This is a genomic window from Micromonospora chalcea, assembly GCF_002926165.1.
GTDB lineage: Bacteria > Actinomycetota > Actinomycetes > Mycobacteriales > Micromonosporaceae > Micromonospora > Micromonospora chalcea.
Genome location: NZ_MAGP01000080.1, coordinates 52,506 through 66,482 on the forward strand (window position 1 = coordinate 52,506; position 13,977 = coordinate 66,482).

At 73.0% G+C, this 13,977-nt stretch carries 11 protein-coding genes; 6 read left to right on the plus strand and 5 right to left on the minus strand.

Going from position 1 to position 13,977, the window contains the following annotated elements; all coding sequences use genetic code 11:
- Positions 1 to 12 precede the first annotated feature (12 nt).
- The 4 genes from mtrB to hpf all read left to right on the plus strand — a co-directional run bounded on the left by mtrB (position 13) and on the right by hpf (position 5,166).
- Positions 13 to 1,764, plus strand: a complete 1,752-nt coding sequence (mtrB, locus tag BAW75_RS08380) for an MtrAB system histidine kinase MtrB (RefSeq protein WP_420914993.1) — start codon at positions 13 to 15, stop codon at positions 1,762 to 1,764.
- The gene (locus BAW75_RS08385) at positions 1,761 to 3,560 is read left to right on the plus strand and encodes an LpqB family beta-propeller domain-containing protein (protein WP_104113191.1); all 1,800 of its coding nucleotides are present in this window, start codon (positions 1,761 to 1,763) and stop codon (positions 3,558 to 3,560) included. Before mtrB ends, BAW75_RS08385 begins: the two co-directional genes overlap by 4 nt.
- A 6-nt stretch (positions 3,561 to 3,566) precedes the next feature.
- On the plus strand, positions 3,567 to 4,271 hold the full coding sequence (locus BAW75_RS08390; protein ID WP_043326388.1) for a ComF family protein: 705 nt from the start codon (positions 3,567 to 3,569) through the stop codon (positions 4,269 to 4,271).
- Between the two features lie 250 nt (positions 4,272 to 4,521).
- Positions 4,522 to 5,166, plus strand: a complete 645-nt coding sequence (gene hpf / locus BAW75_RS08395) for a ribosome hibernation-promoting factor, HPF/YfiA family (RefSeq protein ID WP_064447737.1) — start codon at positions 4,522 to 4,524, stop codon at positions 5,164 to 5,166.
- A 45-nt stretch (positions 5,167 to 5,211) separates the two neighbouring features.
- On the opposite strand, the gene BAW75_RS08400 is transcribed toward hpf, so the two are convergent.
- Together BAW75_RS08400 and BAW75_RS08405 are read right to left on the minus strand one after the other, a co-directional pair.
- Positions 5,212 to 6,318 (minus strand): GNAT family N-acetyltransferase, encoded by a 1,107-nt coding sequence (locus BAW75_RS08400; RefSeq protein ID WP_104113192.1) that lies wholly within the window; start codon positions 6,316 to 6,318, stop codon positions 5,212 to 5,214.
- Complete coding sequence (locus tag BAW75_RS08405; RefSeq protein WP_104113193.1) at positions 6,315 to 7,472, minus strand: GNAT family N-acetyltransferase; 1,158 nt, start codon at positions 7,470 to 7,472, stop codon at positions 6,315 to 6,317. The genes BAW75_RS08400 and BAW75_RS08405 overlap by 4 nt, the downstream gene beginning before the upstream one ends.
- Before the next feature lie 169 nt (positions 7,473 to 7,641).
- On the opposite strand from BAW75_RS08405, the gene secA reads away from it, so the two are divergent.
- A complete protein-coding gene (secA, locus tag BAW75_RS08410; RefSeq protein ID WP_104113194.1) occupies positions 7,642 to 10,539 on the plus strand; it encodes a preprotein translocase subunit SecA in 2,898 nt (965 codons plus the stop codon).
- Between the two features lie 217 nt (positions 10,540 to 10,756).
- Here the strand turns inward: secA and BAW75_RS08415 are convergent, their stop codons facing one another.
- Positions 10,757 to 11,335 carry an Rv3235 family protein gene (locus BAW75_RS08415; RefSeq protein ID WP_043326379.1) on the minus strand — a complete coding sequence of 193 codons (579 nt, stop codon included), beginning with the start codon at positions 11,333 to 11,335 and terminating at the stop codon, positions 10,757 to 10,759.
- A 95-nt stretch (positions 11,336 to 11,430) separates the two neighbouring features.
- On the minus strand, positions 11,431 to 11,658 hold the full coding sequence (locus BAW75_RS08420) for a helix-turn-helix domain-containing protein (protein WP_030501414.1): 228 nt from the start codon (positions 11,656 to 11,658) through the stop codon (positions 11,431 to 11,433).
- Between the two features lie 195 nt (positions 11,659 to 11,853).
- Between BAW75_RS08420 and BAW75_RS08425 the strand changes: the two genes are divergently transcribed.
- Positions 11,854 to 12,363: a DUF6912 family protein gene (locus BAW75_RS08425; RefSeq protein ID WP_043326377.1), complete on the plus strand. Its 510-nt coding sequence runs from the start codon at positions 11,854 to 11,856 to the stop codon at positions 12,361 to 12,363.
- Positions 12,364 to 12,372: 9 nt separating this feature from the next.
- Here BAW75_RS08425 and BAW75_RS08430 read toward each other — a convergent pair whose 3' ends face one another.
- Complete coding sequence (locus BAW75_RS08430; protein ID WP_104113211.1) at positions 12,373 to 13,491, minus strand: hypothetical protein; 1,119 nt, start codon at positions 13,489 to 13,491, stop codon at positions 12,373 to 12,375.
- Between the last annotated feature and the right edge of the window lie 486 nt (positions 13,492 to 13,977).

Below are 13,977 nucleotides of genomic sequence, written 5' to 3' on the forward strand. Positions count from 1 at the left end.
GTCAGCACTGTGGTGACCACCCCGCTGCCGGACACGCCGACCGCCGAGCCCCGCCGGCTCCACGCCGTGCGGGCGCTCTGGCTCGCCCTGAGTGGCCGGGTCGCCCGGCTGGTCGCCGCGGTGCACCAGGCCTGGCGGCGGTCGCTCCAGGTGCGTGTGGTCACCATCACGCTGGTGGCGTCGAGTCTGCTGGTGGGCGGTTTCGCCTACCTGATCGCCGACAAGATCACCAGCATCCTGCTGGAGAACGCCGAGACCGACGTGCGGCTGCGGCTGAGCAACGGCAGCGAGTACGCGGCGAAGCAGTTCAACCTCTACAGCCAGCCGCAGGAGGCGCAGCTCCAGAACACCATCGACGGCACGGTGAACTACCTGGCCGGCGGTGACCCGACGCAGACCAGCGGCGTCGTGGTGGCGATCACCGCCGACAACTTCGCCGAGTTCATCGAGCCGCGCACCACGCCCGAGGTGCCGGTGGGCACGGTGATCGGCGACGAGCTGCGGGCCGCCGTGGCCTCCGGCAAGGTCGCCCACCAGATCCGCACCGGGTCGCTCGGCGGCGAACGCACCAAATACCTGGTCTACGGCTCCCCGGTGCCCACCAAGTTCGGGCAGGTCGAGCTCTACTACCTCGTACCCCTGGCCCGGCAGGACGCGACGGCGGCCGACGCCCGGGCCACGGTGGTCGCCACCGGCGTCGCGCTCGTCCTCCTGCTCGGCCTGCTGGCCGCCCTGGTCACCCGCCTGGTGGTGACGCCGGTACGGGTGGCCGCGCGCACCGCGCAGCGGCTCTCCGCCGGCCTGCTCGACCAGCGCATGGTGGTGAACGGCGAGGACGACCTCGCCCTGCTGGCCGCCTCGTTCAACCAGATGGCGACGAACCTGCAACGGCAGATCCTCCGGCTGGAGGAGATGTCCCGGCTGCAACGCCGGTTCACCTCGGACGTCTCGCACGAGCTGCGGACGCCGTTGACCACGGTCCGGATGGCCGCCGACCTGATCTTCGCCGAGCGGGACGAGTTCGACCCGGCGGTGGCCCGCAGCGCCGAGCTGCTCCAGGCCGAGCTGGACCGGTTCGAGGAGCTGCTCACCGACCTGCTGGAGATCAGCCGGTTCGACGCCGGCTTCGCGGTGCTGGACAGCGAGCCGACCGACCTGGTGCCGGTGGTGCACCGGGTCACCGAGCGGCTGGCCGGGCTGGCCGAGCGGGTCGGGGTCACGATCGAGCTGGACCTGCCGGACACTCCGGTGATCGCCGAGGTCGACCCGCGCCGCGTCGAGCGGGTGCTGCGCAACCTGGTCGGCAACGCGGTCGAGCACGGCGAGGCCAAACCGGTACGGATCACCCTGGGCCAGGACCGCAGCGCGGTGGCGATCACCGTGCGGGACCACGGCGTCGGCCTCAAGCCGGGGGAGGAGAAGCTGGTGTTCAACCGCTTCTGGCGGGCCGACCCGTCGCGGGCCCGGCAGACCGGCGGCACCGGGCTCGGCCTGTCGATCAGCCTGGAGGACGCCCGCCTGCACGGCGGCTGGCTGGAGGCGTGGGGCGCGCCCGGCCAGGGCGCCCAGTTCCGGCTCACGCTGCCGGCCCGGGCCGGGGACCGGCTCACCACCTCCCCGCTGCGGCTGGTGCCGGCCGACGCCACGGTGCCGTTCGGCGGTCCCCGCGACGGCGGCCTGCTCGCCATCGGCCCGGGCACCGACGCCGGAACGCTGACCGTGGAGCCCGCCGCCGACGGCGACCGGGCGGAGGCCCGGCCGTGAGCCGCCGCGCCCTGGCCCTGCTGCTGGCCGGCGCCCTGCTTCCGGCCGCGCTCGTCGGCTGCGGCATCCCGGGTGAGACAGACGTCCAGATCGACGGCTCGGTGCCGGCCGCGCAGGGCGGGGCGCTCAACGGCAGTCCGGCCCGGCCGCCCGAACCGGCCGACAGCAGCGAGCCGGTGCCGTTCATCGAGAACTACCTGCGGGCGGCGGCGGCCGGGGAACGCGACCAGGCGTACGCCCGGGCCCGGAAGTTCCTCGCCGAGGAGTCCCGCGACCTGCTCCCGGGCAAGCCGCAGACCAGCGAGGTCGAGCTGACCGTGGTGCGGCTGCGGGAGAAGCCGGAGAGCACGCCGCCGAACAACCAGGGCACCAGCACGGTGACGCTCAAGGTGCAGCAGGTCGGCGTGCTGCGGGCGGACGGCACGCTCGGGCCGCCGGTGGCCAGCGACACGCAGTACGTCTTCGAGCTGCGCCGCGCCGAGCCGGCCGGGACCGGGCTGCTGATCACCGAGGCGCCGAACGTGCTGCTGGCCAGCGACTCGGCGATGCGTGAGTACTACCGCCCCCGCACCGTCTACTTCTGGAACTCGGACCAGACCCGCCTGGTGCCGGACCAGCGCTACCTGCTCTCCTCGGCGCCGACCGAGCGGCGGATCACCGAGGTGGTGAAGTGGCTGGCGGACCGCCCCTCGGACTGGCTGGCCGCCGGCGTGACCGGGTTGCCCGACGGCACCCAGCTGATCAACAACGCGACCGGGACGGACGGGCACTGGGAGATCAACCTGAACATGCCGGGGGCCAACGAGCAGCGGCTGAACCGGCTCGGTACCCAGTTGGCCTGGTCCCTGTCGGACCTGGACGGCGTGGTCGACCTCAAGATTCAGAACCAGAAGCGGCTGACCGTCGACCTCCGGCGGGAGCGCGTCTCGGTCGTCGCGTACCCGCGCGGGGCGAACCCGATGCGGTTGGGCGTCTACGACGGTGCCGTACGCCCACTGGCGTTCGGCAACGAGCCGCGGGCCGCCGTGCCGCTGCCGCCGGAGGAGAACCGCAACGTGGTCTCCGCCGCGCTCGCCCGTGCCGAGGAACAGGTGCTGGCCGCGCGCGGCGGCGCCGGCGCCGACAACCGCAAGCGGCTCAAGGTGGGCTCCGGCGCGGAGCCGGTGGCCACGCTCAACGCGAGCGACCGCACGTTCCGCGCGATGAGCCGCCCGACCTGGCTGCGGTCGCTGACCAAGGCCCGGCCGGGTGGCCTGGTGGCGGCAGACGGCAAGCTCTACCGGTTCGACGGGTCGGGCCGGATGAGCGAGATCGCGCTGTCCGTGTCCGGCCCGGTGACGGCGGTCGCCGGTTCCCTCGAAGGCCACCGGGTCGCACTGGTCAGCGGCGGCGCGCTCTACGTCGCCGCGGTCAGCGTCGACGGCGGCGTGGTCAACCTGGGACAGCCGCGCCGGGTGGCCACCCTGCTCACCGGCGTGACGGTGGTGGACTGGGTGGCGGAGAACGAACTCGTGCTGGCCGGCAACGAGGCGGACCGGCGTTCGGCGATCCACCAGCTCAGCGTCGACGGCGTGTGGGAGACCCCGCTGGCGGTGGAGATCGGCGCCCCGGTCACCCAGCTCGCCGGGTATCCGGGCGGCAGCGACCGGGGCCTGGCCGCGTTCTCGTTCATGTTCGAGACGGACGGGGCGGCCTGGCGGAACAACCCGTTCGACTTCGTCAAGCGGGAGCAGGTGCTCGACGTGCCGGCCAGCAGCCGGGCGACCAACCCGACCGCCCCGTTCTTCCTCTACTGAGCCGCCGTGCGTGACCTGGGCGGGCTCTGGTCGGACCTGACCGACCTGGTGCTGCCCGCCGGGTGCGCCGGCTGCGGCGGGGGCGCGGCGCGGCTGCGGCAGGGCTTCTGCCCCGGCTGCGTACGCGAACTGGAGTCGCTGCGCCCCGCGCCCACCCGGCCCGATCCGGCCCCGCCCGGCCTGCCGCCCTGTGTCGCGCTCGGCCCGTACGGCGGGGCGCTGCGCGAGGCGCTGCTCGCGTACAAGGAACGGGGCCGGCACGGGCTGGCCCGGCCGCTCGGCGCGCTGTTGGCGGAGGTGGTCGCCGAGGCGGTGGGGCCGCCCGGCCCGGTGACGCTGGTGGCGGTGCCGGACACGGCCCGCGCCGCCCGGGCCCGCTACGGCGACCACCTGGACCGGCTGGTCCGCCCGGCGGCGTCCCGGCTGCGCGCGGCCGGCTGGCCGGTACGCGTGCTGCGACCGCTGCGGGCACTGTCCCGGCCCGACTCGGTGACGCTGGACAGCGCCGGACGGGCCACCGCGGCCGAGGCGGCGTTCCGGTTGCGCCGCCCCGTGACCGGACACCGCCCGGCCGGGACCGTGGTGCTGCTGGACGACATCGTCACCACCGGCGCGACGCTCGCGGCGGTGAGCCGGATGTTGCACCGCGCGGGAATGACGCCAAAGGCCGCGGCCGTGCTCGCCGCAACGCAAAAGCGGCACGTTCGGTGACGCTTCGTGTATCCGTTTCACCCCATGGTGTATGAGGTGTTAAATTCCGCAACCCCTTTCGGCAACCAGGGGTGACGGTTGGCGGTACAGGAGTTAGCGTTTCGGTGTCGGGGGTAGAGAGGATGCCAACCTTCCCCCGGCGCTGGAAGGAGGCGTAGCCGAACACCACCGGTCGACGCCGAGCGGGGCCCTCCCGGGCGGGTCGACCGGATTCTCCGGACCGAACGACCGTCCGAACAAGGGAGGTCACGTGGACATCGTGGTCAAGGGCCGTAACGTCGAAGTGCCGGACCATTACCGGGTGCACGTAGCCGAGAAGCTCGCGAAGATCGAACGCTACGACCAGAAGCTCATTCGCGTGGACGTCGAGTTGTTCCACGAGCGCAATCCACGCCAGGCGGACCACTGCCAGCGAGTGGAGATCACCTGTGTCACGCGCGGCCCGGTGATCCGGGCCGAGGCCTGCACGAGCGACTTCTACAGCGCGCTCGACGCCGCAATCGCCAAGTTGGACACCCGCTTCCGCCGCGCGGCGGACCGCCGCCGGGTGCACCGGGGGCGGCACGCGCCGATCTCAGTGGCCGCCGCGACCGCCGGACTGCCGGTGGCCGAACTCGACGGGCCCGGCCTGGCGGCGCGCGACGGCCACGGCGCCGCCACCGCCGTCGCCGAACGTCCCGACGAGGACGGTTACGTCGAACCCGACGACCAGCCGTGGCACATCGCCCGGGCGAAGGTCCACCCCGCCGATCCGATGACCGTCGACGACGCGCTGTTCCAGATGGAACTGGTCGGCCACGACTTCTACCTGTTCCAGGACAAGGAGTCCGGCCGCCCGAGCGTGGTCTACCGGCGGCACGCGTACGACTACGGGATCATCCAGCTCGACACGTGACCCCTTGACCGGTGAGACGGGCCCCCGCACGCGCGGGGGCCCGTCTCAGTTCTCGTCGGTGGCGAGCCGGCCGTAGACCACCGAGTCGACCCGGGCACCGTCCGGGCCGGGCAGCCGCCCGCGCAGCAGCCCTTCCCGCCGGAAGCCGGCCCGTTCCAGCACGCGCTGCGAGGCCACGTTGTCCGGCCGGGTGCCGGCCCAGAGCCGGGCCACCCCGATGCCGAACGCCCACCCGGCGACCAGCCGGACCGTACGCGCGGCCAGCCCGCGCCCGCGCGCCTCCGGCAGCAGGCTGTAGCCGATCATCGCCTGGCCGGTGGCGGGCTCGTCGTAGAACAGCGCGCACCCGCCGACGACAGCGCCGGTCACCGCGTCGACGATCGCCAGGTCGGCAGCCTCGCCGGCCAGCCAGCGGCTCGCCGCCAGCCGGCAGCGCCGCGCGATCGCGGCCCGCTCCGGCGCCACCGGCGGCACCCGGTTCGCCACCACCTCCGGCAGCGAGTGCAGCCGGTGCAGCACGCCGGTGTCCGCCGGCCCCACCGGGCGCAGCGTCACCACGCCGTCGGTGAGCCGGCCGCCGGGCAGGTCCGGCAGCAGACGGGCGACCGGTCCCGGCGGATCGTCGGCCAGCCGCACCCAGGCGATCAGATCCTCGCGTACGCCGCCCGCGCTCGCGCCCGCCGCCCGGCGTACGCCCTCGTGCCGGTAGCCGCAGGCCAGGGCGATGCGCTGGCTCGGCACGTTGTCGACGCGGGTGAGCAGTTCCAGCCGGGCCGCCCCGGCGGTGAACGCACGCTCGGTCAGCAGCCGGGTGGCGGCGCTCGCCACGCCCCGGCCGCGCGCCGCGGGACCCACCCAGTAACCGATCTCGTAGCTCGCCCGCTCCGCGCTGAGCCGGCTCAGACCGATGCTGCCGAGGAGCCGGTCGGTGGCCGGGTCGGCGATCGTGTACGCGGCCCCACCCGCCGCCCACGCCGCCGGCGAGCCCTCGGTGATCCACCAGCGGGCGGCGTCGGAGTCGTAGGGATCGGGCAGCAGGGGCATGAACCGGCGGGTCTCCGGGTCGGCGCACCCGGCCACCATGTCCGGCACGTCCGCGAGGTGGCACGGCCGCAGCCGTAGGCCGTACCCCTCGATCGTCTCCGGCGTCACACCAGGTCCTCCGGCAGCAGCGCGCCGATCCACGCGTCCTGGCGCTCGCCGCGGTGCTGGACGCCGCCGCGCAGCGTGCCCTCGACGGTGAAGCCGGCCTTCTCGGCGGCCCGCCGCGAGGCGGTGTTGCCCACGTTGGCCCGCCACTCGATCCGGGCCAGGCCGAGCGTGGTGAAGCCCCAGGCGCACACGGCGGTGAGCGCGGCCGGCAGGTAACCCCGGCCGCGTGCGTGCGGCGCGGTCATGTAGCCCACGTCGGCCACCAGCGGGTCGTTGGGGAGGATGCGCAGGTCGATCGAGGCGACGTAGCTGTCGTCCGGGTCGGCCACGGCGAACGTCGCGGCGGTGCCCCGGGCCCAGGCCGGGCGGACCAGGTCGCGCAGGAAGCCCTCGGCGTGCTCCGGCCGGTACGGGTGCGGCACCGTGGTCCAGCGGATCGTCTGCTCGTCCTGGCAGGTGCGGGTCACCGCGGGCAGGTCGCGCTCCTCCAGCGCGCGCAGCCGCAGCTCGGTGTCCCCGGCGGTGGCGAACAGGACCGGCTGCGGGCGGCCGAAGACCGCCGCGCGGCGGGCCTGCAGCGTGTCCGGCCCGTAGGGGACCGGGTCGCCGGGCGCGGCCAGCTCGGCCGGGAACAGGGAGCCGATCCAGCCCTCCGGACGGCCGCCGGGGCTGGGGTGGGCCAGCCGCAGTTCACCCTCGACGCGGAAGCCGGCGCGCAGCGCGACCAGCCGGGAGGCGTGGTTGCCGATCTCGGCCTGCCAGGTGAGCCGGCGCAGCTTGAGCGCGTCGAACGCCCAGCGGGCGACCGCGCGGGTGGCGCGGACCGCGACGCCCCGGCCCCGGGCCCACGGCGCGGTCCAGTAGCCGACCTCGGCCGAGTCCAGCTCGCGGTCCACGGAGACCAGGCCGCACGAGGCGAGCAGCTCCCCGGTGCCGGCGTCGCAGACCGCGAACGGTGCGCCCGCGCCCTCGGCCCAGGCGGTCGCGCTGAACGTGGTCACGAACTCGGCGGCGTGCTCCGGCAGGTACGGGCGAGGTACGGTGGTCCAGCGCTGGATGTCCGGATCCTGGCAGGCACGGTGCACCGCGTCGGCGTCCTCCGCACGCCAGGGGCGCAGCAGCAGGCCGTCCTCGATGATCTCCACAGGCTCCATCCGAGCCATCGTGCCGGATCGTTCGCGCACGGCGTAACCCGATTAGCGGCCGGTGGCGCACGGTCGCGGCGTTATGTCGGGTTCCGGAGCCCGGACCGCCGCCACCAGTGACCATCGTCGCCTCCGAGCGCCTACGATGGTTCGAGACCGTCTAGGGGAGCGTTGATCCGTGTCGATTCTGGAAAAGGTCCTTCGCGCCGGCGAGGGGCGCATGGTGCGTCGGCTCAAGGCCATCGCGGCCGCCGTCAACTCGATCGAGGACGACTACGTCAACCTCAGCGACGACGAGCTACGCGGCATGACCGACCAGTTCAAGGAGCGGCTCGCTGACGGCGAGACCCTCGACGACCTGCTGCCCGAGGCGTTCGCGGTGTGCCGTGAGGCGGCCTCCCGGGTGCTCGGCCAGCGTCCCTACGACGTCCAGGTCATGGGTGGCGCGGCACTGCACTTCGGCAACATCGCCGAGATGAAGACCGGTGAGGGCAAGACGCTCACCTCGGTCATGCCGGTCTACCTGAACGCGCTCGCCGGCAAGGGCGTGCACGTGGTCACCGTGAACGACTACCTGGCCGAACGCGACGCCGCCTGGATGGGCCGGGTGCACGAGTTCCTCGGCCTGCGCGTCGGCGTGGTGCTGCCCAACCGGCCCGCCACCGAGCACCGCGCGGCCTACGAGTGCGACATCACCTACGGCACCAACAACGAGTTCGGCTTCGACTACCTGCGCGACAACATGGCCTGGTCGAAGGACGAACTGGTCCAGCGCGGCCACTTCTTCGCCGTGGTCGACGAGGTCGACTCGATCCTCATCGACGAGGCGCGTACCCCGCTGATCATCTCCGGTCCGGCCGAGCACTCCGCCCGGTGGTACCAGGAGTTCGCCACCGTGGTGGCCCGGCTCCAGCCCGGCACCGACGGCGAGGGCGACTACGAGGTCGACTACGCCAAGCGCACCATCGCGATCACCGAGCGCGGCGTGGCCAAGGTGGAGGACCGCCTCGGCATCGACAACCTGTACGAGTCGGTGAACACCCCGCTCGTGGGCTACCTGAACAACGCCATCAAGGCCAAGGAACTCTACAAGCGCGACAAGGACTACATCGTCAACGACGGCGAGGTCCTGATCGTCGACGAGTTCACCGGCCGCATCCTGCACGGCCGCCGCTACAACGAGGGCATGCACCAGGCGATCGAGGCCAAGGAGGGGGTGGAGATCAAGCAGGAGAACCAGACCCTGGCCACCATCACCCTCCAGAACTACTTCCGCCTCTACGACAAGCTCTCCGGCATGACCGGTACCGCCCAGACCGAGGCGGGCGAGTTCAACAAGGTCTACAAGGTCGGCGTCGTGACCATCCCGACGCACCGGCCGATGGTCCGGCTCGACCGGCCCGACGTCATCTACAAGACCGAGAAGGCCAAGTTCAACGCCGTCGTCGAGGACATCGCCGAGCGGCACGAGCAGGGCCAGCCGGTGCTCGTCGGCACCGTCTCGGTGGAGAACTCCGAGATCCTGTCGCACATGCTGCGCCGCCGCGGCATCCCGCACTCCGTGCTGAACGCGAAGTTCCACGCCAAGGAGGCGGAGATCGTCGCCCAGGCCGGGCGCAAGGGCGCGGTCACCGTCGCGACCAACATGGCCGGCCGCGGTACGGACATCCTGCTCGGCGGCAACCCCGAGTTCCTCGCCGCGAACGAGCTGCGCCAGCGCGGGCTCGACCCGGTCGAGCAGCCGGAGGAGTACGCCAAGGCGATGGAGGAGATCCTCCCGACCTGGAAGCAGGCGTGCGACGTCGAGGCGGAGGAGGTCGCCGCCGCCGGTGGCCTCTACGTGCTGGGCACCGAGCGGCACGAGTCCCGCCGGATCGACAACCAGCTGCGCGGTCGCGCCGGCCGGCAGGGTGACCCGGGCGAGTCCCGCTTCTACCTGTCGCTGCAGGACGAGCTGATGAAGCGCTTCCGGGCCGGCGCGGTCGAGGCCGTGATGGACCGCTTCAACATCCCCGAGGACGTGCCCATCGAGTCGAAGATGGTCACCCGGCAGATCAAGAGCGCCCAGGCCCAGATCGAGGGCCAGAACGCCGAGATCCGCAAGAACGTCCTCAAGTACGACGAGGTGCTGAACAAGCAGCGCCAGGTGATCTACGCCGAGCGTCTGCGGGTGCTCAACGGCGAGGACCTGTCCGACCAGGTCCGCAACATGATCGACGACGTGGTGACCGCGTACGTGGTCGGCGCGACAAGCGACGGCTACGCCGAGGACTGGGACCTCGATCAGCTGTGGTCCAGCCTCAAGCAGCTGTACCCGGTCGGCGTCACAGTCGACGAGCTGGAGGAGGAGGTCGGTTCCCGCTCGGGCATCGACCAGGACTTCCTGCTCGCCCGCCTGAAGGAGGACGCGCACGCCGCGTACGACAGGCGCGAGGAGAGCCTCGGCGAGGAGGCGGTCCGCCAGCTCGAGCGGATGGTCCTGCTCCAGGTGATCGACCGCAAGTGGCGCGAGCACCTCTACGAGATGGACTACCTGCAGGAGGGCATCAGCCTGCGGGCGTACGCCCAGCGCGACCCGGTCATCGAGTACCAGCGCGAGGGCTTCGACATGTTCGCCACCATGATGGACGGCATCAAGGAGGAGACGGTCGGCTTCCTCTACAACCTGGACGTGCAGGTCGAGGAGGCCGAGCCGGAGGCCGAGGAGGTGCAGCTGCTGGAGAAGCCGGTGGAGATCCGGGCGAAGGGTCTCAACCGCGCGCCACAGCAGCAGGGCCTGCAGTACTCCGCTCCCGCCGTGGACGGCGAGGCCGGTCGCGGCGCTCCGGTGATCGAGCGGCCCGAGCAGCAGGCGCCGGCGCTCGGCATCGGCCAGCAGTCGGAGCGCCCTGCCGCCGCCGGGCCGCGCCGGGCTCCGGCCGGTGCGAGCGGCCAGGCGGTCGCGGCGAGCACCGCCCGGCGGGCCGCCCCGGGCCAGGTCGACCGCGGCGAGGGCCCGTCCCGTAACGCGCCCTGCCCGTGCGGCTCGGGCCGCAAGTACAAGCGCTGCCACGGCTCGCCCAACGGCGGCAACTGACCCCGAACGCCACGACGGGCCCCGGCCTCCCGGCCGGGGCCCGTCGCCGTCCCTGGGTTCCCCCAGGGCCATCGCTCTCTCCCGCGATCTTGCAGTTTCGGCCCCCATCATGCCCGATTCATGCCGTTGTCTACGGGACGGAAGTGCAAGATCGGCGCCGGTGGAGGCGCGGGTGGCCGCGGCGCGGTCGAGCCAGGTCGGGGGGCCACGACCGGGCTCAGAGGACGTCCAGGACGAGGCACAGCCAGGTGCCTCGGCGGCGTTCCAGGCGTATCGCAACGGCCCAGCTCGTGCCTCCGACGCCGGCGAACACGGCGGTGGCCTCGACCGCGCCCGCGCGGGGCTCGCAGACCCGCAGACGCCGCAGGAGCAGAGTCGGCCGGGCGGTACGGCGGCGGACCGGGGTCACCCGGCGGGCTGCTCGGGTCAGCTCGGCCGCGACCGGGCCGGCCGACTCGGGCACGCAGAGCGGCCGGAGCTGGCCGGGCGGCCGGAAGCCGTTGACGATCTCCAGGAAGGTGCGGACGAACCGGTGTGCGGCCCGCGTTCCCTCGGGTGCGGCGGACGCGAGGGCTGACGCGGGGGTGCCGGTCCAGCGTGGCCAGGCGGGTGCCGGGTCCGGGGCGCGGCCGGCGGGGCGTGCGGCGGCACCGCGGCGCGGATCGCTCAGGTCGAGGGTGAGCTGCCCGACGGGACTCCACAGCGGCTCCTCGTCGACGCACGGCGGGTCGAGTGGCGGGGCGGGCCGGAGACGGACCGGCGGGCGGGGTGCGCGGGGACGGCGGGTGTCGACCATCTCGAATCCTTGCGTTTGCCTTCGTTTGCCTCCGACAGAGCTTCATCTTCCCGGAATGGCGTCACCGGCGTCAATGGCCGACGGTCCTCGGGTGGTCACTCCTCGTCGCGCTCACCGAGCGGGTTCCCGCGTACCCACTCCGCCGTCTCGGCGTACTTCCGCTCGATGTATTCCTCCAGCCGGGAGCGCTCGACCCGCCACTGCCCCCGACCGCCGATCTTGATCGCCGGCAGCTCGCCACTGCGAACCATGTGGTAGACCTGCGAGTCCGAGACGTTCAGCTCGGCGGCGACGTCGGACAGCAGCAGGAACCTCGACTCCACGGTGACTCCCGGGGTTGGCTTCGTTTGCCTTAGTTTGCCATCACCGGCTGACATCGCCCCATGCCCGTTCGCCTGACACACCGGCGGGAGACTTCACCCGCGCGGATGCCGGGTGTATGACGGTCCTGGCGTACGGCATGATCGGCGCCCGGAGCCGGCGTCCGCCGGTGAGTGGCCTGAATGCGGGAGTGACCGGTGACCGACGAGCTTGTCCGGGTGTACCTGCCGGCGACCGTACCCATGCTCGCCCGGCTGCGCGAGGAGGGGCTGACCGCCGAGGCGGCGCACGCGGTCACCCCGGAACTGCGCGAGTGGTACGCCGAGGGCGACGAGGAGGAACTGGAGTACGTGGCCTTCACCCGGGCCGCCCAGGACGCGCTGTTCCTGCTCCGGAGCGACCCCGCCGCGCCCCGGCGACGGGTTGTCGTCTCGGCCGACCTGCCCGCCCGGGCGGTCGGACGGGTCGGCGGCGAGCTGGGGTCCAGCGTGGTCCGGCCGGCCGGACCGGTGCCGGTGAAGTCGGTCGCCGCGCTGCACGTCGACGGCGCGGAGGCGGTCGAGGACGTGGCCGCTGCCGTCGAGGTGGTGGCCGAGGCCCAGGCCGGGGACCCGGACGCCCAGTTCACCGTCGACGGCGCCGAGGACCACGAACTGGAGTGGTACGACGTGACCGAGCTGGACCTGCTGCTGCGCGAGGCCGGCTGAGCCGGCGGCTCAGGACGCCGCCGGCTCGTCCGTCTCGTCCTCGACCGGGCGGGGGCCGAGCGTGCGGCCGAACACGATGAGCGTGGTCAGCGCGCCCACGAAGAGCACCCAGATCCCGTTGTCCACCCGCGAGGTGCAGAGCGCGGTCTGCGCGACCTCGTCGGCCTCGCTGAGCGCGGCGGCCAGGTCGAGCAGCCCGCGGCCGCCGATCCGGATGATCACCTCGGTGAGCAGCAGGAGCAGGCCCGCGCCCGCGCCGGCCACCAGGTACGCCGGCCAGCGCAGCGGCGACGCCACGCCGTCACGGCGCTCCGCCCGGCGACGGGACCAGGTCAGATAGAGGTACGCGGCGAGGCCGGCGAGCAGGCCGGCGAGCAGCGATTCGGTACGCGAGACCCACTTGGCGGCGTCGAGCACCGACTGCTGGGTCTCCCCGGCGCCGAACAGGTCGGACAGCGGGTCCCGGGCGCGGCTGAACAGCACCACGAAGATCTGCGCGGCGAGCGTCGCAGCGGTGATCGCACCCACCACCCGGGCCTGACGCGCGCCCGCCATCGCGCCGCCGATGATCGCGGCTGCCGCCGTGGTTCCGGCGATCGTGTTCGTGGTGGCGTTGTCGGCGTACGTCAGGTTGATCGCCACCGCGGCGAGCAGCCCGACCACCAGGCCGGTCCCGACGGCGGCCAGGAACCGCAGCGTGGCCCGGCCGAGCCGGTTGGTCGCGGCCAGGGCGACGGTGGCGCCGGTGGCCGGCGCCGCGGTGATGACGCCGGGCAGCGCGTACGCGGAGAGGCTGATCGCGGTGACGCCGGCCGCGGTCGAGTGGATCGCCTCGCGGGTCGACCAGAGCATGGCGGCCAGCCATCCGAGCGAGAGCAGGGCGAGCACGAGCGCGCCCGGGGCGAACTCCGCCCGCCCGCCGGTGACAGTCCCCTCGTCCGCACGAGCGTGTCCGGCTGCGTCCTCGGCCGGCGTTGCCTCTCCCGCCGGTGCCTCGGCCAACGGTGCCTCTCCCGAGGACGCCTTGACGGAGGACGTCTCGACGGCGGCCCCGTCGCCCGTGGTCGGCCCGACGGTCTCGGGCTGATCCGTCTCCGCGGCCGTGGAGCTGCCGGGCTGGTTGCTCATCGTCTTCCCTTCGACGGTCGCCGGATCCCCGAGCCGGGCCGGGCAGGTCACCGGTCATCCAGCGTACGCGGCGCATCACCACTCCTCGGGCGGGCCGTGTGCCGTGTGCGCGTTGATCGACTGCAGTACGGCGATGTGGTGGCATCCCGAGGGCCCGGATACCGCCATTTCCCCGAGGTGGAGTGGATCAATGGCCGATAACCGCCAGCCGGGCGGGCCGTGTGATGCCGTTGGTCGACTCCAGCTCGGGGAGGTGCCGCCCGGAGGCCCGGAACACCGCCACCCCGAGGTGGGCTGGATCAAAGGTCGAGTAAGCGCCGACGAATCGTCGACGAACTGGGGGCGCGATCCGATGTTTCGTCGGATCCGGGTGGGTTGGGGCCGACGGTCCGGAGATGAACCGGCCGTCCGGTGTGCCAGGGAGGCGCGTCCGGCGAGGGCTTGTCGTGACAGAATCGGGCCAGGTCCCGCCGCCGCCCACCCCGC

What these genes read in the sequence shown, in the direction of transcription:
- BAW75_RS08405 (WP_104113193.1), bottom strand. Translation starts at nt 7,472, where the DNA reads ATGGAGCCTGTGGAGATCATCGAGGACGGCCTGCTGCTGCGCCCCTGG.
- BAW75_RS08430 (WP_104113211.1), bottom strand. Translation starts at nt 13,491, where the DNA reads ATGAGCAACCAGCCCGGCAGCTCCACGGCCGCGGAGACGGATCAGCCC.
- BAW75_RS08415 (WP_043326379.1), bottom strand. Translation starts at nt 11,335, where the DNA reads ATGGTCGACACCCGCCGTCCCCGCGCACCCCGCCCGCCGGTCCGTCTC.